11 protein-coding genes are annotated in these 17,784 nt (G+C 55.9%); 9 read left to right on the top strand and 2 right to left on the bottom strand.

Annotated elements, in window-relative coordinates; translation table 11 throughout:
• Window positions 1-111: 111 nt before the first annotated feature.
• Complete coding sequence (locus tag ACQ4N8_RS26710; RefSeq protein ID WP_430707404.1) at window positions 112-3,192, bottom strand: ATP-binding protein; 3,081 nt, start codon at window positions 3,190-3,192, stop codon at window positions 112-114.
• Window positions 3,193-3,323: 131 nt separating this feature from the next.
• Here ACQ4N8_RS26710 and ACQ4N8_RS26705 point away from each other — a divergent pair, with 131 nt between their 5' ends.
• The 4 genes from ACQ4N8_RS26705 (at window position 3,324) to ACQ4N8_RS26690 (ending at window position 6,344) form a co-directional block, all read left to right on the top strand.
• Entirely contained in the window at window positions 3,324-3,683 is a 360-nt protein-coding gene (locus ACQ4N8_RS26705; RefSeq protein ID WP_430707403.1) for a response regulator, read from the top strand.
• Window positions 3,684-3,716: 33 nt separating this feature from the next.
• Window positions 3,717-4,805 carry a diguanylate cyclase domain-containing protein gene (locus tag ACQ4N8_RS26700; protein ID WP_430707402.1) on the top strand — a complete coding sequence of 363 codons (1,089 nt, stop codon included), beginning with the start codon at window positions 3,717-3,719 and terminating at the stop codon, window positions 4,803-4,805.
• 33 nt (window positions 4,806-4,838) lie between these two features.
• Window positions 4,839-5,894: a diguanylate cyclase domain-containing protein gene (locus ACQ4N8_RS26695; protein ID WP_430707401.1), complete on the top strand. Its 1,056-nt coding sequence runs from the start codon at window positions 4,839-4,841 to the stop codon at window positions 5,892-5,894.
• Window positions 5,895-5,969: 75 nt separating this feature from the next.
• A complete protein-coding gene (locus ACQ4N8_RS26690; protein WP_430707400.1) occupies window positions 5,970-6,344 on the top strand; it encodes a DUF488 domain-containing protein in 375 nt (124 codons plus the stop codon).
• 438 nt (window positions 6,345-6,782) lie between these two features.
• On the opposite strand, the gene ACQ4N8_RS26685 is transcribed toward ACQ4N8_RS26690, so the two are convergent.
• Window positions 6,783-7,325: a flavin reductase family protein gene (locus ACQ4N8_RS26685; RefSeq protein WP_430707399.1), complete on the bottom strand. Its 543-nt coding sequence runs from the start codon at window positions 7,323-7,325 to the stop codon at window positions 6,783-6,785.
• 195 nt (window positions 7,326-7,520) lie between these two features.
• Between ACQ4N8_RS26685 and ACQ4N8_RS26680 the strand changes: the two genes are divergently transcribed.
• The 5 genes from ACQ4N8_RS26680 (at window position 7,521) to ACQ4N8_RS26660 (ending at window position 17,554) form a co-directional block, all read left to right on the top strand.
• Window positions 7,521-9,830, top strand: a complete 2,310-nt coding sequence (locus tag ACQ4N8_RS26680) for a helix-turn-helix domain-containing protein (protein WP_430707398.1) — start codon at window positions 7,521-7,523, stop codon at window positions 9,828-9,830.
• A gap of 245 nt (window positions 9,831-10,075) precedes the next feature.
• On the top strand, window positions 10,076-11,101 hold the full coding sequence (locus ACQ4N8_RS26675) for an ABC transporter permease (protein WP_430707397.1): 1,026 nt from the start codon (window positions 10,076-10,078) through the stop codon (window positions 11,099-11,101).
• Window positions 11,102-11,116: 15 nt separating this feature from the next.
• Window positions 11,117-12,001, top strand: coding sequence for a carbohydrate ABC transporter permease (locus tag ACQ4N8_RS26670; RefSeq protein WP_430707396.1), 885 nt, complete (start codon window positions 11,117-11,119; stop codon window positions 11,999-12,001).
• Between the two features lie 30 nt (window positions 12,002-12,031).
• Complete coding sequence (locus ACQ4N8_RS26665; RefSeq protein WP_430707395.1) at window positions 12,032-13,570, top strand: ABC transporter substrate-binding protein; 1,539 nt, start codon at window positions 12,032-12,034, stop codon at window positions 13,568-13,570.
• 207 nt (window positions 13,571-13,777) lie between these two features.
• Window positions 13,778-17,554 carry an Ig-like domain-containing protein gene (locus tag ACQ4N8_RS26660; protein ID WP_430707394.1) on the top strand — a complete coding sequence of 1,259 codons (3,777 nt, stop codon included), beginning with the start codon at window positions 13,778-13,780 and terminating at the stop codon, window positions 17,552-17,554.
• Window positions 17,555-17,784: the final 230 nt, after the last annotated feature.

Raw genomic sequence — 17,784 nt, 5'->3', positions numbered from 1 at the left:
CCCTACTGTTGTTTCCAGTATACAAAAAGGTACCCATACGCTAAACACTTTTTTTGAAGTGTCCAGTGGATGGGTACCAGTTTAGTTTAGCTGCCGAGGGAGGCCTTTTTTTCATTTCGGAATTCGGAAACGGATCGTCGTTCCTTGATCGGGTACGCTACGGATCTCCAGCCCCTCTCCGTAAAGCTGCCGGAGGCGGCGGTGGGTATTTCTCAGTCCTACCCCCTTGCCGTACGCATACGGAGTGTCCAGAATATGCGACAGTATCTCTTCGCTCATACCAACGCCGTCGTCGCTGACGTTAACCTCATAGAAGCCGGTTGCAGCCGTAATCCGGATATCCAGCGTCCCGCCGCGGTAACGGCGCAAAATGCCGTGGTTGACGGCGTTTTCCACCAGCGTCTGGATGGCTAAGGGCGGCAGCAGAAAATGCAGATTCTCCTCCACCTGCCAGCGGATATCGAGACGATCGCCGAAGCGTTCTTTTTCGATGAATAAATAGGAACGAACGAGATCGAGCTCGCGGGTCACCGGAACCACCCGGTCGGAATTATGAAAATCAAAGCTGGTCCGCAGGTAATTGCTGAATTCCTCCAGCAGCTCCTGCATTTTGGCGATATCCATCGTCCCCAGCGCCGCGATGGAGTTGATCGTGTTATAAAGGAAATGCGGCTGAATCTGGGCTTGCAGCCATGCGGCCTCCATGCTCAGCCGTTCCTCGATGGACAATTTCAACTGGGTCAACGCCTCGACCCGCGATCTCAGCACCCATGAATCCACTGGCTTGGTGACATAATCGTTGGCGCCGGATTGAAAGCCGGTGAGGATATCCTCCGGACGGTTTCGGGCCGTCAACAGCAGGACCGGCAGCTCGGAAATCGAAAATCGCTTTCGGATCGTCCGCGTTAGTTCGTAACCCGAAACAAAAGGCATCATGACATCGGCGATGATCAGGTCAAACGCGAGTCCTTCGTCCAAACGGGCCAGTGCTTCGTTTGCATTCGCCGCTGCGACGATATCGTATTTCTCCGTTCCTAACAAGTCCGCCAGGATTTGCAAATTGACCGGATCGTCATCGACCATCAACAGCTTGGGTCTGGCTCCGGCGGTTAAGGCGTGAGGAGCCGACGCGCCGCCGGCGTCTTCCGAAAGAGTAGCCGATGCCTCGCGAAGCCCGGCCGAGGGAGCCGGCGAAGCGAGGATCGCCATGACGTCCGCCTCTTCGGCAAGCGGCAGCGTAAAAGTAAACGCCGAGCCCTGGCCCAGGGAGGACTCTACCATCAACGTGCCGCCATGCAGCTCGACGAGCTGCTTGCTGATGCTTAACCCGAGTCCAAATCCGCCGCCCGCTCTCATAGCATTGGATTCCCCTTGCTCGTAGGGCAAGAAAATCCGTTTCAGCGTGGCCTGATCCATACCGATTCCTGTGTCCCTGATCTGGATAAGAGCCTTTCCTTTTGCGGTGCGGGCAAGAATCGTAATCTCGCCTCGATCGGTAAACTTGGTGGCGTTGTGCAGCAAATTGAACAGGATTTGGATCAGCCGGTTTTCGTCGGCTTTGACGGGCGGGAAATGCTCGTCGATTCCGTTGCGGAACGAAACGGGCTTGCCGTTCAGCATGAACCCGAGCATATCAAGGATGCCTCCGACGATCGACTGAAGCCGGCAGTCGGCGATTTCCAACCGGACGGTGTTTTCCTTCAGGCGCGCGACGTCCAGCATATCATCCAGCATGCGCGACATGCGTCTGGCAACGTCCAGCTGAGTGTCCAGCCTTTTTCGATGCGCTTCGTTTGCCGGCTGCTTCGCATCATCCAGCATGCTTTGCGTGATGTTCATGATCCCGTGCAGCGGATTTCTCAGCTCGTGGGAGGTGTTGACGAGAAAATCGTCTTTATTCCGGTTGGCCTCTTGCAGCTGCTCGGCAAGCTGCTGGGTCTGCTCCGTCGTCCGGAAGTAACGCCGAAACCAAAACGCGGCAAAACAAAACACCGTCAACATCAGATCAAACGGATAATGCATGATTTCCATCGAAAGGCGGCTTTGCACGATCGTCCATAAGACGTTGTTCCCCAAGCTGCAGCAGGCCAGCAACAGAAATATGACGTCTTCCTGCTTGCGGATCGAAGATTTCAGAAGATAACCCGTTACCCAAACGGCCAAGATCAATACGGCGGTCAGAAGCCACCTCTCGCTCGGAATCGTATACCGCGTCGGAAAGAACAGGACGAATGCCTCATAGGTCAGCGAAAAATAGGCAAACCAACGCAGGACGGCCCAGTTCCCGGAGGAGGGAAACATGTTTTTGACCAGCGGCGGGATGAATGAAACGACCCCGATATACGATGAGAGCACGATTTTTACGCTGAGTTCATACGGGATCGCCGGAAACCAGGCCAACATGAGCTTATCGTCCGCGCCCAGCACGCTGATGATCGCGCAGACGACCACTGCGGCAAAATAGAACAGGCCTTTTCGCGGCGCGCCCAAAAAATAAAGCATTACCGCATAAAGTCCGTGAACCAGGAACACGACGGACAGCAGCAGCTGGAGCCCCGTGGACAACTGGATGCGCTGGTTCACCGCCGCTTCCGTGCCGAACCGGATCGGCCGGGTAATGCCGCCTTCCCCGGTATGATTCGAAACCTGGACCACGATCTCGATCGTGGGTGCGCCCGCCGGAACGGAAACGCTATAAGGAAAATACCTCGGTTCGTATTCGGCCGGCTGTTCCGAAGGCTTTCCTTCTCCTCCGGCCCGCTTGCCATTGACGTAGACGGCGGAAGCGCGTTTGATGTCGCCGGTACGAAGCGCGAAGGACGCCCCCGCATTCGTATCGTCCAACAAAATTCGCAGCCGGTACGTGCCGTAGCGGTAGGAGGGAGTTCCTTGCGTATCGGGGAATTTCCCGTTCCAGTTCCCCGGCACCGGAATATAGCTTTTGCCGGACGGATCGGCCGGAACGTCCGCCGGTCCGGGCGCGGGAACGAACAGCCGGTTCGGATAAAACTCCCATTCGCCGTTAAGCGGTATCGTATGGTCGGACGGGAGCTTCCAGCTTCGCAGGTCCAAAATGCCTTGGGCCGCTTCCGGATGATCGACGGTCCGGTGGAAGTTAATCCAGGAGAGGCGGATTCCCGTAATGGCGATCAGGAAAAGTAAAATGATAATTAGGCTTTTTTTGTAGGTCATAGTCTTTTTTTAATTCGCTGGGAGAGCTCAAACTCCTTTTTGTTAAAATTTTGCCGTTGTCGATAATTTGTAGAGATTGTCGTGAGACAATGCGGAGATAAGTACAATTTTCGCCTCAGGGAGAGATGGGTATGGCACGCGTCATGGTTGTTGATGACGCCGCATTCATGCGGATGGTAATCAAGCAGATGCTGGCGGACGAAGGGCACGAGGTCGTCGCGGAAGCGAAGGACGGTCTGGAAGCGGTCCGCTATTACGATAAATTTAACCCCGACTTGGTGACGATGGATATCACGATGCCGGAGATGGACGGCATCGAAGCGGTACAAGCCATCAAGGCGCTTGATCCCCAAGCCAAGATCATCATGTGTTCGGCGATGGGGCAGCAAAAAATGGTCGTTCAGGCGATTCAGGCCGGGGCCCTCGATTTTGTCGTCAAGCCTTTTCAAAAGGAGCGCGTCGTCGAAGCGGCCCAAAAAGCGCTGGGTTAGCGTAAGCACGTTTAAGGGCAAAGGAGAACGATTATGGTCTCGTTAATTACCCGATATATCCGGCGATTTAACCGCCGCCGCTATCGCATGGAAGATCCGCTGCCTCGCCGGCTCGGCAGCCTCCAAGAGCTGCTGGACAGCCAAACGCGGCTGATGGACATGATCCTGGCTGGCCAGGGCCTGGCCCAAATCATGGAAGCCCTGGCTCTGCTCATCGAACGGCACACGGGAGCCCCATGCTCCATCATGCTGACGGACAGCCTCCAAGAGCGGCTGCTGATCGGAGCCTCCGCCGGCTTGCCGGAGGAATATGTCCGCCGCGTTCATGGCATGGAAATCGCCCCGCTGCAAGGGGCATGCGGTACCGCCGCCTATGAACAGCGCCTTTCGATCGTCGCGGACGCCATGAAGGATCCCCGCTGCCGCTACTACCGGGATTTGATCGCGATCCATCCGCAGCTCAGATCCTGCTTGGCGATACCGTGCCTGCAAGGCGCCGAAACGTTCGCCGTCATCGAGCTGCACCGCGAGGAGGCCGGCGCACTGCCTGCCGAAGTACTGTCCATATTACAGTCGGCCCGGCGATTATTGGAATTGTCCGCCGAACGAGTGCATTTCAAGGATGAAGTGTTCTTCCGCACTTATTATGACGAAGCGATGTCGCTTCCGAACAAGGCCTATTGCCGGAACCTGCTGCAGCAGGCCATGGCGGACTGCGCCCGGAAGAACGGGAGATTGGCGGTAGTCTATCTGGAAATCGAAGGTTTGCAGCCGGCGCGCGAGCGATTGGGCCAGGTAGCGGAAGACGAACTGCTGATCCGGATAGCGGAGATGCTGCAGGGCGGTTTGCCGGAAGGGGCCGAGCTTTGCCGGATGGGGGATGGCGAGTTCGCCCTGCTCCTCAAAGACGGGACGGAGCGGGAGGCCGCCAGGCTGGCGGCAAAACTGACCGCTTTGTTTAAGCAGCCTCTCGCTTTTATGGACCATGTCTTTTATTTCACGGCGAACGCGGGTATCGGCCTTTTTCCGGAGGCTGGAGATACGGTCCTGCAACAGGCCAAATCGGCCATGTACCGGGCGAAGCGATCCATAACCAAACCGTCGGGATCCGGGGCGATATAGCTTGAATGAACGGTTCATGGAGGAGTGAGTGAAATGTACGCAAAAGGCGGCCTGTTCTTGAATGTAGTTGCGCTTTCGGCATCCGTCGTGATATTGGCTTCGTTTACGGCGCTAAGCATCGCTGCAAAAATTGCAAAAAATCCGCGAATTAACGGGAAAACCAGGGCTCTTTATCTGGGAGGCGCTGCGATCGTCATGGGTATCGGCTTCTGGGCTGCGCATGTGATCGGCATGATTTCTTACGCTCCGTACCACGAAATGCAACATGAAGCGGGGCATATCGTATTTTCCGTTGCCGTCAGCACCTTCTCCTCTTTTATAGCGTTTTACCTTGCCCTATCTAAAAAAGCGAGCTGGCATCATCTTGCGGCAGGCGGGTTGATCATGGGCGCCGGGATGGTGGCCATGCATTTATCCGGCATAAAGTCGGCAGGGACCCCGAACTACGCGACAATTGCGTTCAACGGCGGCATTTCCGGCGATCTTTTGGCCGTATACGGCGTAACGGCGGCTTTGTTCATCATCTTTCTCGTCTCCTGGTTCGTGCTCGCTTCCGATCGCCGGACGCTGGAGCAGATGGCTTACCAGGATCCGTTAACCGGCTTGCCCAACCGCAATGAGATGAACCGGTTTTTCGATACCTGCGACAGCCAAGATAACTTGGGGCTGTTATTTCTGGATTTGGACCATTTTAAGAGGATCAATGATACCTTGGGACATGAAATGGGCGACCTTCTGGTGCAGGAGGTGGGCTTTCGGTTGCATCAGTTCGTCCGCAACGGCCAGCAGGTCTACCGCATCGGCGGCGACGAGTTCCTGTTCATCATCAAACCCTGCAGCCGAGACCGGGCGGAACGCCTGGCTCAGGGCATCCTGAGGAGCTTCCAAAAAGCGTTCGACATCGGGGACAAGGAGTTTTTCGTTACCGTGAGCATCGGAATTCGCCTTGGATCGCCGCGGGAGTCGGACCGCTCCATCTTGTTAAGCTCCGCCGATTTGGCGATGTACCAAGCGAAAAGACTGGGCAAGAACCGTTATATCATCTTCGACGATAGCATGGACGCCGGCAAGATGGAGACGATGGCTTGATGAAGATCCGGTTCTGGCCTACACTGTTAAGACAATAGGTGTAACGCATAGCGCCTGATAGGAGATGACGCTGGCATGACCGATGTTTTACCGGTTAACCCAATTCGCGTTAAGCGGATCTACGAGCCGCCGGCTCCCGAGGACGGATACCGCATTCTCGTCGACCGTTTATGGCCGCGAGGCATGACCAAAGCGGAAGCCGCGATCGACGAATGGATGAAGGCGATCGCGCCAAGCCCGGAGCTGCGCAAGGCGTTCGCTCACCGGATGGAGCGGTATGCGGAATTCAGCGCAAACTATATCCGGGAATTGGATGCCGACCCGGAGCGCGCCGTGCTGGCGGACCGCATCCGCGACATCGCGCGCAACCGGCCGGTGACGCTGCTGTACGCCGCCAAGGACCCGGTCCACAATCATGCGAACGTGCTTCTGCGCTGGCTGGTTCGCTGAACGCAGGACAAAAAAGCTGCCTCATCGCTTCGGCTAGCGATGAAGCAGCTTTTTTTCGAGATTAAAGCATGGATTAATTAGTTTTCGGCGGATTCCCTCATTGATCTACTTGATCGACAGTGGACCGAGAACCCGGCAGCGTGGTTGCGAAGAGGAAATGTTGCATTTTATACAACACTCACTTCGGGTTCAGGGTTTTCAGGCCGAATTGTTGTATAAAGTACAACAATCTTGCAGCAGCAGGCCAAATTAACTGTAGATTGTTGTACGAAATACAACAATCAGGCGTTTTTAAGCCGTTAGGGGCTTAAAATAAATGCAACAATCGGAGCAGGCCCCGGCAGTTTCTTTTTCTGCCTTCCGCTCCGTTAGGCCGGGAAAACCTCGGTTTTTTCGCACTGGTCGTCAGAAAAGGTGATTGCCGGATCGCTTTGCTAGTCAGCTCTCCTGGAGAAACCGGAAACCTTTGTTTACCCCGTCCCCCGCATACATCACCGGATTCAGCTTATCGATGTGCAGGCGTCCTTCCCCATCCAGGTATTCCTTGGCCACGGAACGGCTGACGATTCTTCCCAGAATGTTGGTTACGCCGGGGAAACGCTCGCTTTCGACGACGTCGGCGACCTGACAGGCGATCGAGATCGGACACTCCCGAACGGCGGGAGCATGGACATGCTCCGACGCTTCCGGCGTCAACCCGGCCGCCGTGAATTTGCTCCCTTCCAAGCCGGTATGCGAGCCGCAGTAATCGATCGATTCCCGCAAGGAACGGTCCGGCACATTTATCACAAAATCAGCGCCCGCCTTGATTTGCTGCGCGGCAAAACCCTTGCTGCTGAAGCCGAGGACGACCATGTTTTTCAGCGAATAGGAGGATGAGGCCGTCGTGACGTGGGGAACCCCTCTCCGATCGAAAAAGCTGACCAAAATGACGGGGAAACCATAATACATTTTTTCGTATTGAACCGTGATTTTCTCCATTTCAAGCCCTCCTGAATCCAAATTTTACTTGTATCTGTTCAACATTCAGAAGGATAACGCAGAGGCCCAAGCCGTAAGGTGATTACGGTCACAGAACCGGACCGGCGGCAACGCGAAGGATTGACAACCCAAAAAGCGAACGATATAGTAAGGGAACCCTATACTAGTCACCCTATAAGCAGGGAGTGAGAATCGATGAATTTGCTGCAAATGCTCCGCTCGCGCAAATATTTACAGCGGATCATGCTCAGCTTTATGCCCGTTGTCGCCATGCTTGCCATCGCCTCCCTTGGCCTGAACACCGTCGCCCGCGACAGGGTGCTCAGCCTCCAAAACGACGCCGACCGCAAACTGCTCACCCAAATCAACTACAACATCGAAAACATGAACGGCATCGTCAAAGATTTGGCGGTATCCCTGTACAACGACGAAGAAATGATCGCGCTGAAATCCGGCGGGGATTACAAGCAGAGCATCCTGAAAATCGAACGGCTGAACAAGACGGTTGCGACTTCCCCTTATCTGCATGCCGTCGTTTTTTACAACGGCAAACAGGGCCGCTTCTTCTCGTCGCTGAACCACGGCTTGGACAACGGACAGCTTTACGACGCATTAGACAAATTTATGGCGTCCGGTACCGAACTGCCGAAGCTGCAGCTGCTTCCTCTCGACCTGGACGGCGGGAACGACGGCATCGACGTGTTCGCTTTCTTCGTGTACGACGGCCTTACGTTAGGTTCCGTCAACGACGACGTACTGATTCTGACGGTGAAGCCGGGGTGGATGCTGGACAATTTGAAAGCGCTTAATCGCGTGGCCGAACGGGAGAACGACATGCTGTTCGTTACCGACGGCGACGGCAGGCTGCTCATCTCCAACGATCGCACGCTGCCGGCCGGGCTGGATATCAAGGACGATTTGCTGCAGCGCATCGGCACGTCGGACAAAACGCTCGACTCCTTCATCTATGAGCATGATGCGAGGAAATACAAGGTGACCTATCTGAGCAAAGCCTTGAACAACTGGCAAATCATCAGCCTGCAGGATTACGACGACGTGCTGGGCAGCGTCCGGCAGATGAGATGGACGGAAATCGCGGTCACGTTATCCGTGGCGCTGCTTGCCGTGCTGCTGTCGGTATTCTTTTCGCTGCGGCTCTACAAACCGGTCGGCCATCTGCTGACGCTGGTGCCGCAAGGCGTCCGTGGCGAATCGCCGGCGCGGGATGAGTTGTCGCTCATTGCGGACAATCTGACGGAAATGCTCGGCAAGCTCAAGGGGCTGGAACAGGAACGGGCGTCGCAATGGAACATCGCCAAGCTTTACCATTTGCGAAGCTTGATCGGCCTCAGCGAAAGCGTGGATGAACCGTCGTTTTTGCGGATCAGGGAGCAGTACGGCATTGACGTGGCATCTCCGTCGCCGCTTCGGCTGGCGCTCGTGCAAATCGACGACGCCCAGCGACTGGCCCGGGAGCAAGGCCCTCAGGCGGAATCGCTGCTCTATTTCGCCGTCGCCAACATCGGCCAGGAACTGCTGCGCCGCAGCGGAACCTGCGAGGCCGCGGATATGAAAAGCGGTCATCTCGTCTTCATCGTCGGCGGGACGCAAGAAGCGCTGGAGAAGCTGGGGGAGAGCTTCGAGGAGCTGCAAGGAACCATCCTCCGCTATTACCGGATCACCTTTACCGTAACGCTTAGCGAGGTGTTTCAGGATTACCGCCGGATCACGGAGCATTATAACCTGGCGGTGCGGCACTCGAACTACCGGATGATTTTCGGCAAGGGAGCGGTGCTTGAACCGGATCGGCTTCGCGTCAATGAGAAGAACGACTCGTTCCGCGTCCCGCCGGAGCTGGAACGCAGTCTGACGGAAGGGTTGAAAAGCGGGAATGCGGAGGTGACGGAGCAAGCGATCCGAAGCTGGCGGGAACTGCTTGGTTCCTTCAGCTTCGAAAATATGTATTCCGGGCTGCTGCATTTGGCGGTAACGCTAAGCAATACGCTCGGCGAATTGAACCAACACAACGCGAACCCGGTCACGGTCAACCTCCAGGCCATGAATCGGCGCATCCTCGAGAAAGAAACGCTGGACGAAATCGAGGCCGTGCTCTTGGAGGTGGTGCGCGAAGTATTCGAACAGCGCCGGAACGGGCGCGAAAACAAAAACCGGCTGCTTGCCGACACCGTGAAGGAAATCATCGACAAGCACTATGCCGATCCCGATCTCAACGTCCAGCGGATCGCCGATATGCTGAAGTTGAGCTCCGTTCATTTGGGTCAGGTGTACAAAGCGGAGGAAGGACTATCGGTGGTCGACCGGATTAACGAAGTCCGCCTCGCCAGGGCCCGACTGTATTTGGAGCAGCAGCAGTTGACCGTGGCGGAAATCATGGAGAAGGTCGGCTTCGGCAACGAAAGCTATTTCTACCGGCTGTTCAAGCGCCGTTACGGGGCAACGCCGAAAGAATACCGCCTGAAAGCGGCGATCGATCGCAATACTTGAGTCCCATCCGGACCAACTTAAATTTGGACCCGCAGCGGAGCATGCCGTTTGCGGGTTTTTGCCGTCCGGTCATGGCAGGATAACCGCTCCGGTACAGCTATCCGAAATTGTTACAGCCCGCCCGTACAGCAATCCTGAAATTGTACAGTAACGGAGAAGCCCCGGTCTGAGCTATCGTTAGACGTGCAAAGCCTGATCGCAGGCCAGCCGCAAAGCGCAAAGGAACATAAGGAAGGAGCTTGGCTATGTTGAAAAGTGTTTCATGGGCGGGCGACGCGGAGACGGCCCGAAAGCCGGAGACGGAGGGACGGAGGGCAGAGCCGGATAGGCCGCCGGAAACGCGCAGGGAAAAATCGAAGGTCCGGAAAGAACTTCATCATTTCCGGAATAACCGGGAGCTGTTTCTGCTGTCGCTGCCGGGAATTCTGTACAAATTGATATTTGCCTATATTCCGATGATAGGCCTGATTATCGCCTTCAAAAATTACAGGTACGATCTCGGCATGTTCGGCAGCAAATGGGTGGGCTTGGATAACTTCCGTTATCTGTTCTCCACCGATGCGGCCTGGCGGATCACCCGCAACACGGTGCTCTACAACGCCGCTTACATCGTGACCACGGCAGCCGCGGCGCTGCTGCTGGCGATCCTGCTGAACGAAGTCAAGGCGAAATGGAGCAAATATTACCAGACGGCTTTGTTTCTGCCCTATTTTTTGTCCTGGGTGCTGGTGGGTTATGTGGCGTACGCTTTCTTGAACCATTCCGACGGGTTCATCAACCGCACCTTGCAGGCGTTCGGTATGGATCCGGTCAGCTGGTACCAGAATGCCGCGCCATGGCCGGTGATCCTGATTCTGGTTCAGTTATGGAAAGCGGTAGGGTTCAACACGCTGATCTATTTTGCCGGCATTATCGGCATCAATAGCGAGTATTATGAGGCGGCGCGGATCGACGGGGCGACAAAGAGGCAAATGGCCATGAAAATCACCATTCCGCTATTGGCGCCGCTCGTTATCATTATGTTGATTTTATCCATCGGCAACATGTTCCGCGGGGATTTCGGGCTGCATTACTTCATCCCGAACAATTCCGGATTCCTGTACGGCTCCACGGACGTCATTGACACTTATGTGTACCGGGCGCTGCGTGAGATCGGCAACGTGAGCATGTCCGCGGCGACAGGCTTCTATCAGTCGGTAGTCGGCTTCGTTCTGGTGCTGCTGGCGAACGGCATCGTGCGCAAAATCAACCCCGATCATTCGCTGTGGTAAGGAGGAGAAGACGGCATGCCCAAAAAATTCGAACTCTCGAAGGTATGGCTTAATTTATTGTTCATCGTGCTTTCCATCGTCATCGTGATGCCGTTTCTGCTCGTTGTCGCGGTGTCGCTGACGGATGAAAAGGCGATCACCCGGAACGGGTACCAATTCATCCCCGAATCGTTCAGCCTGGATGCGTACCGCTATCTGCTGGACGCTCCCGACATTTTGCTCCGGGCTTACGGGGTGACGATCACGGTGACCGTCATCGGATCGTTGACCGGGCTGCTGCTGACCGCGATGACCGCCTACGTCATTTCCCGGCCGGATTACCGTTATAACCGGATCACGACGTTTTACGTGTTTTTTACGATGCTGTTCAGCGGGGGCCTCGTTCCCTCGTACATTCTCATTACTCAATACCTGCATCTGAAGGATAGCCTGCTGGCGTTGATTTTGCCGGTGTTGCTGTCGCCGTTCAACATTATGGTCATGAAAGGGTTCATGTCGAAAATCCCGCTCGAGATCATCGAATCGGCCAAAATCGACGGGGCGCGGGAATTGCGCATCTTCTTCCGGATCATCCTGCCGCTGTCCACGCCGGCGCTGGCCACGTTGGGGCTCTTGATCTCGTTCACCTACTGGAACGAATGGTTCAACGGGATGCTGTACATCGACGATCCGAGCAAAGTGCCGCTCCAATTGCTGCTGGTGCGGACCTTGAACAGCATCGAATTCCTCACCTCCAATTCCGAGTTTACGCAGCAGCTCGGCATCGATCTGGCGAGCTTTCCGAACAATTCGGCGAGGATGGCCATCGCCGTGCTGGCCGGCGGACCGATGCTGGTAATCTTTCCTTTCTTTCAACGATTTTTCGTGAAAGGGCTTACGGTTGGCTCCCTCAAGGGTTAACATATAACAAAATGTACAGGAGGTCACACAATGAGAAAAAGATGGTTAGGAATGTTAGTGCTGGTTCTGCTGGCCGCGTCCGTATTCGCCGGATGCGGCGGGAACGGAAACGGCGGCAATGGCGGAAATGCCGGGAACGGCGGGGATGGCGCGAACACTCCGGCGGCGGAAACGGGAAACGCAAACGAGCTTGAACCGGTCACGCTAACCTGGTATTATCCGCTGTCGCAGCTGCAGGCTGACCAGGATAAGGTGCAGGAGGCGGTAAACCAGATCGTGAAGGAAAAGCTGAACGCCACCGTCAAGTTGGTTCCGGTCGCCATCGGCGACTACGTGCAGAAGATGAATACCGTGCTGGCGGCGGGAGAGAAGTTCGACATTCTGTGGACCGGCTACATGCTGAAGCCGGAGGAACTGGTACGCAAAGGCGCGCTCCAGCCGATCGACGAGTTGCTCGAGGCGTACGCGCCGGAACTGAAGGTGGATGTCCCGCAAGTGATGTGGGACGGCTTGACGGTCGACGGGCAAATCTACGGCATCCCGAATCAGCAGATCAACGGGAACCGCTACGGGTATATCGTGCAGAAACGGTTTGCCGACAAATACAATCTGGACCCGGCATCCATCAAAAAAATTGAAGATATCGAACCTTTCCTGGCGCAAATCAAGCAAAACGAACCGGACATCATTCCATTCGGCAATTTCGGCAACTACTTCGACTTCATTCCGCAGGTGCATGACGAGGAGTATTGGGGCGTTCCCGGCGTCGACAATCATTTTTACATCAAGACGAACGACAAGGCCTATACGCTGCAGCGGTATCCCGAAGCAGAGTTGGACAATTACCGGCTCGTCAGCAAATGGTATAAGGAAGGTTATATTTACAAGGATGCGGCAACGGCCAAATTCGAAGACTTCCAAACCAAAGGGCAGATTGCGGTTCAATTCGACGTGACGTTGAAACCGGGCGTGGAAGCCGAAGTGAAAGCGAAAAACGGCGGCAACGACGTGATCACCATTCCGCTCAGCAACTGGTACACCAACGGTTATTCGGCAGCCACCAACCAATCGATCAGCCGGACATCGCCGAATCCGGAACGGGCCATGATGCTGCTGAACTTGGTCAATACCGACAAGGAGCTCTACAACCTGCTTTGCAACGGCTTGGAAGGCACGCATTACGAGAAGCTCAGCGGCGAATACATCAAGGCGCTGCCGGATTCCCGGTATAAGCCTAACATGGACTGGGTTTTTGGCAGCGTATTCAATTCCTATCTGAAGGAAGGGCAGCCGGAAAACGTGTGGGAAGAAACGAAGAAAATCAATGCGGAAGCCGAGGTCAATCCCATTGGCGCGTTCAAATTCAATTCCGAGCCGGTCAATACGGAGATCGCGAATCTGAACGCCGTATGGGGCGAATATAAAAGAGGGATTCTTACCGGCACGCTGGATTTCGACGAAACGTGGCCCGTGCTGTACGGCAAGCTGAAGGAGGCGGGCGAAGACAAATACGTGGAGGAGGTGACGCGCCAATTCGAACAATTTTTGCAGGATCAAGGATTAAAGTAAGAACCGCTTCTTAAATTAGGTTGGCTTTGAGACATAGATGCACGACGGGGAGACCGGGAGGAACCTGCTGGCTTGGACGGCTTCGTGACCTGCTTCGCGATCAAAAAGTTAGATTTTGAGCACCGAGAAGGTTGGATGAAACCTGCTTCGTGATCAAAAGATGACTGGGCGGAGCCGTTCATATTCCAAACGGAGAGGAAGAGGTGCATGGCGAAAAAACGTTTGCTTGCGGCGCTCGCCGCCATCCTGTTGTTGACGCTGAATCCCATTCTACCGCCGGAGTCCGCGGCATCCGCGGACGGCGGTCCGCCCGGAACGTCCTTTTTTGTGGCGACCCATGGCAACGATTCGAACGACGGAACGCTGGAGGCTCCGTTTCGGACAATGGAAAAAGCCCGCGACGCCATTCGTGAACTCAAGGCGGAGGAAGGGCTGCCGCCGGGCGGCGTGACGGTGTATTTGCGGGAAGGCCGCTACGAGCGGGAGACCAGCTTCGAACTGCGGGAGCAGGACTCCGGCGAAGCGGGCAAACCGGTCACGTACACGGCTTATCCGGGAGAAACGGTCGTTTTGTCCGGTTCCGAGCGTCTGGAAGAATCCGCGTTCGTTCCGGTTGCCGACGAGGCGGTGTTAAGCCGCATCATCAGCCCCGAAGCTCGGGAGAAGGTGCTGGTGGCAGATCTGGCGGCGCTTGGCATCACCGATTACGGCAATCTGAGCCGGCACGGCTACTACCTGGCCAACGATTTGAGCGAAGTGCCGCCGATGGAGCTTTACGTCAACGGTCAAGGCATGACGTTGGCCCGCTGGCCAAACGAGGGCACCGTCCAGATGGACGAAATCCTCGATCCCGGTCCGACGCGGAAGGATCCGAACGGGGAAGTGCATACGCGAGGGGGGACATTTACGTATACGTATGACCGCCCGCAGTATTGGACGCAGGCGGACGATATTTGGCTGGACGGCATTTTCGGCTACAGCTGGGAATGGTCGTACAACAAAATCGCCTCCATCGATCCGGCCGCCAAAACGATCACGCTTCGTTACGGAGAGATGAGCGGCATCTTCAAAAACTGGTATCCGGATTTTCATTTTGCGCAAAATCTGCTGGAGGAAATCGACATGCCCGGCGAGTATTACATCGACCGCCAGGCCGGAAAGCTGTATTTTCTGCCCAATGCCGAATTTACGGAGACCGATCCGACCATCGAGGTAACGATGTTGAAGACGCCGATGATCAATGCGCTGAACGCCTCGTACATCGATTTCTCCGAGCTGATCCTGGAGAATGGGCGCGATTCGGCGGCCGTGTTCATGGGCGGCAGCCATATGCGCATCCTGAAGAGCGAGATCCGAAACTTCACCAACAGCGGCGTGCTGGTCAATACCCAAAGCCGGTTTTATTACAACGACTTCGATGGCGTGCCCGGAACGGACCATGCGATCGTAAATACCCATATCCATCATATCGGCGGGACGGCCGTCACCTTGACGGGAGGGAACAAAACGACGCTCGCCCCAGGGAGAAACGTCGTGAAAAATTCCCATATCCACGATTTCGCCTACTATCACAAAGCCTATAATCCCGGCGTTTTGCTGTCCGGCGTGGGCAACCGCATGCTCCATAACGAGCTGCATGACGCGCCCCATCCCGGCGTGTTGATCTTCGGCAACGACCACGTCGTGGAGTACAACGAAATCTATGATGTGTGCAATACGTTCTCGGATCTCGGCGCGATTTACATGAATGCGGGCGAAACGCCGCAGGAGCGGGGCACGGTCATCCGGCGCAATTATTTCCATCATATCGGCGAAACCAAAGCCGGCGTCGAAGGCGTATACCCCGACAATTTCACGATGGGGCTGCAGATCGACGAGAACATTTTTTACAAGATGGGCAATTCGGCGATCAAAAACAACGGCGGCTCGCATATCCTCGCCCGCAACAATATTTTCGTGGACAGCAAGGTGCCTTACGATTACGCGGACTTGTATCTCGGCGACGATCCGGACGACCAGGTGCCGAAAAATTACATGCCGAAGTGGCAGGCGCTGTTCGCGGCCAACAACAACTTCGTCGGGACGCCTTATTTGGAGAAGTATCCGGAGCTCGCGGGCTTTTTCGCGGAAAACCGCTATTATCCCGATACGAACACGTTCCAGGGCAATGTGGTTTATAACCCCACGGTCCCGCGCAGCACGACGACCAACGAGAATGGAGCGTACGACAAATTCGAGTTGGTGCAGTATGCCGGCAACTGGGTGACGGAGGAGGATCCCGGTTTCGTCGACCTGGCGGGAGGCGATCTGTCGCTGCGTCCGGATGCGGAAGTGTTCAATAGCATTCCCGGATTCCCCGATATTCCGTTCGACGAGATCGGCATCGCCGGCAAGGCGGGCACGACGCTTGGGCCGGACAGCTATCCCGTACAGGGCGTTGCGGTTTACGACGACGAAGTCACGGTAGACCGGTGGAAAACGGTGAAGCTGCGTACGGCGGTGCTGCCGTGGAACGCGGACAATCCGGAGTTGACCTTTGTGTCCGCCGATCCGGGCATCGCAACGGTCGACGGCAACGGCGTCGTTACCGGCCAGGCGGTGGGGCAGACGGTTATCACCGTAGCGTCGGCGGAAAATCCGCTGTTCACGGCCACGGTCAACGTCACGGTTGAAGCCGGCGACGGCGTGATGGATTTCACCGATTTCGAGTCGGGCGTAAACGGCTGGCCGCAGGACGCGAACCGGTCCATCGTGAAGGAAGGCGATAACCGCTGGTACAAGGTGCTGAACGGGGCTACGGCGCTAAGCGCCAAAACGTTCTCCGAATACGAGCTGAGCTTTAAGCTGAAGACGCCGGAGACCATCGGGAACGGCGCCACCCTGTACATCTTCGACCGCCAAGCTGGCAGCGGTTCCAGCCGGATCGGCTACAAAACCCGGGCGGACGGCAGCTCGGCCTGGCTGTTGTACGATCCCGCTTGGGCGATTCTGAAGGAAGTGAAGCTGCCGGGCCACGATTTACAGCCTAACACGGAATATGAGGTCAAAATGCTCGTCAAAGGCGGCGACATCAGCGTGTATGTGGACGGCGGACTTCGGCTGAAGGGTCACGATCCCGGACACAACGCCGAGGGCAAAGTCGGGTTTTATGTCGCCGGCATCAGCCACATGTTGTTTGACGATATCCGGTTTAAGGCATTGTCGACGGAGCTGGCCGGGATCATCCCTGCCGAGAGCCAGGTACGGCTCTCAGCAGGGGAACAGCGGCAAATGCAGCTCACGTTCGACCCATCGGATACGCCGGAGACGGAGGTTACCTGGCAATCGGCCGATCCGGCGGTGGCGACGGTGGATGCCATGGGCGTCGTGAACGCCGTTTATGAAGGGGAAACGATCATCACGGCGGTGTCCACGGTGAATCCGCTCATCAAAGCGGACATCTCGGTCACCGTATCCAACGTGATGCATGAGACGGACTTCGAAAACGGCGGGAACGGCTGGCCGGTCGATCCCAACCGCAGCATCGCGGCCGATGCGGACGGCAATCGCCGCTACAAGATCCTGAACGGCGCTACCGGACTGCTGGACCGCAGCTTCGAGTCCTATCAGCTGGATTTCACGCTGAAAACCCCGTCCGCGATGCCGAACGACGGAGTTATGTACATCTTCGACCGCCAGGATGCCGCCGGTTCCACGCGGATCGGCTATCGGACCCGGGCGGATGGAACCTCGGCCTGGATCCTGTACGACACAGGCTGGCAGAAGCTGGTGGAGGTGCCGCTGCTCGGCCACGATCTGCAGCCGGATACGGAATACGCGGTGAAGGTTGTCGCGAAGGACGGCGACGTCGCCGTATACGTGGACGGGGCGCTGCGAATCGCCGGCACCGATCCGAACCACCGGCCATCGGGCAAGGTTGGGTTTTACGTCAGCGGGTTCGACTACATGCTGTTTGACGATATTCGGGTATCGTTGAATCCGTGACCTTGATTGGGGGCACGGCAGGAAGGCTGGTTCGAGTTTATTGTCTCATTGTATTCGATTTTTCGAGTATATTTCCGTGTTCGCGGCTAGAAAGCGGGATTATATGCGATTTTTCATATAGATTATGGGCCTTCGTCTTCCAGAGGGATGACGTAAAATTGTTTGTGTACCAAGTTTTGGAGTCTATCCAAAACACAAAAAAGTAGAGTATCCTCGGGGTTACGACGCCA

It is taken from the genome of Paenibacillus macerans, assembly GCF_050565405.1.
GTDB lineage: Bacteria > Bacillota > Bacilli > Paenibacillales > Paenibacillaceae > Fontibacillus > Fontibacillus macerans_B.
Note: the sequence above shows the minus strand (reverse complement) of the source record. Positions and strands in the feature narration are given on the sequence as shown.

Coding starts and splice junctions, on each gene's coding strand:
- ACQ4N8_RS26675 (WP_430707397.1), top strand. CDS start 10,076: ATGTTGAAAAGTGTTTCATGGGCGGGCGACGCGGAGACGGCCCGAAAG.
- ACQ4N8_RS26685 (WP_430707399.1), bottom strand. CDS start 7,325: ATGGAGAAAATCACGGTTCAATACGAAAAAATGTATTATGGTTTCCCC.
- ACQ4N8_RS26695 (WP_430707401.1), top strand. CDS start 4,839: ATGTACGCAAAAGGCGGCCTGTTCTTGAATGTAGTTGCGCTTTCGGCA.
- ACQ4N8_RS26690 (WP_430707400.1), top strand. CDS start 5,970: ATGACCGATGTTTTACCGGTTAACCCAATTCGCGTTAAGCGGATCTAC.
- ACQ4N8_RS26680 (WP_430707398.1), top strand. CDS start 7,521: ATGAATTTGCTGCAAATGCTCCGCTCGCGCAAATATTTACAGCGGATC.
- ACQ4N8_RS26705 (WP_430707403.1), top strand. CDS start 3,324: ATGGCACGCGTCATGGTTGTTGATGACGCCGCATTCATGCGGATGGTA.
- ACQ4N8_RS26665 (WP_430707395.1), top strand. CDS start 12,032: ATGAGAAAAAGATGGTTAGGAATGTTAGTGCTGGTTCTGCTGGCCGCG.
- ACQ4N8_RS26670 (WP_430707396.1), top strand. CDS start 11,117: ATGCCCAAAAAATTCGAACTCTCGAAGGTATGGCTTAATTTATTGTTC.
- ACQ4N8_RS26700 (WP_430707402.1), top strand. CDS start 3,717: ATGGTCTCGTTAATTACCCGATATATCCGGCGATTTAACCGCCGCCGC.
- ACQ4N8_RS26660 (WP_430707394.1), top strand. CDS start 13,778: ATGGCGAAAAAACGTTTGCTTGCGGCGCTCGCCGCCATCCTGTTGTTG.
- ACQ4N8_RS26710 (WP_430707404.1), bottom strand. CDS start 3,192: ATGACCTACAAAAAAAGCCTAATTATCATTTTACTTTTCCTGATCGCC.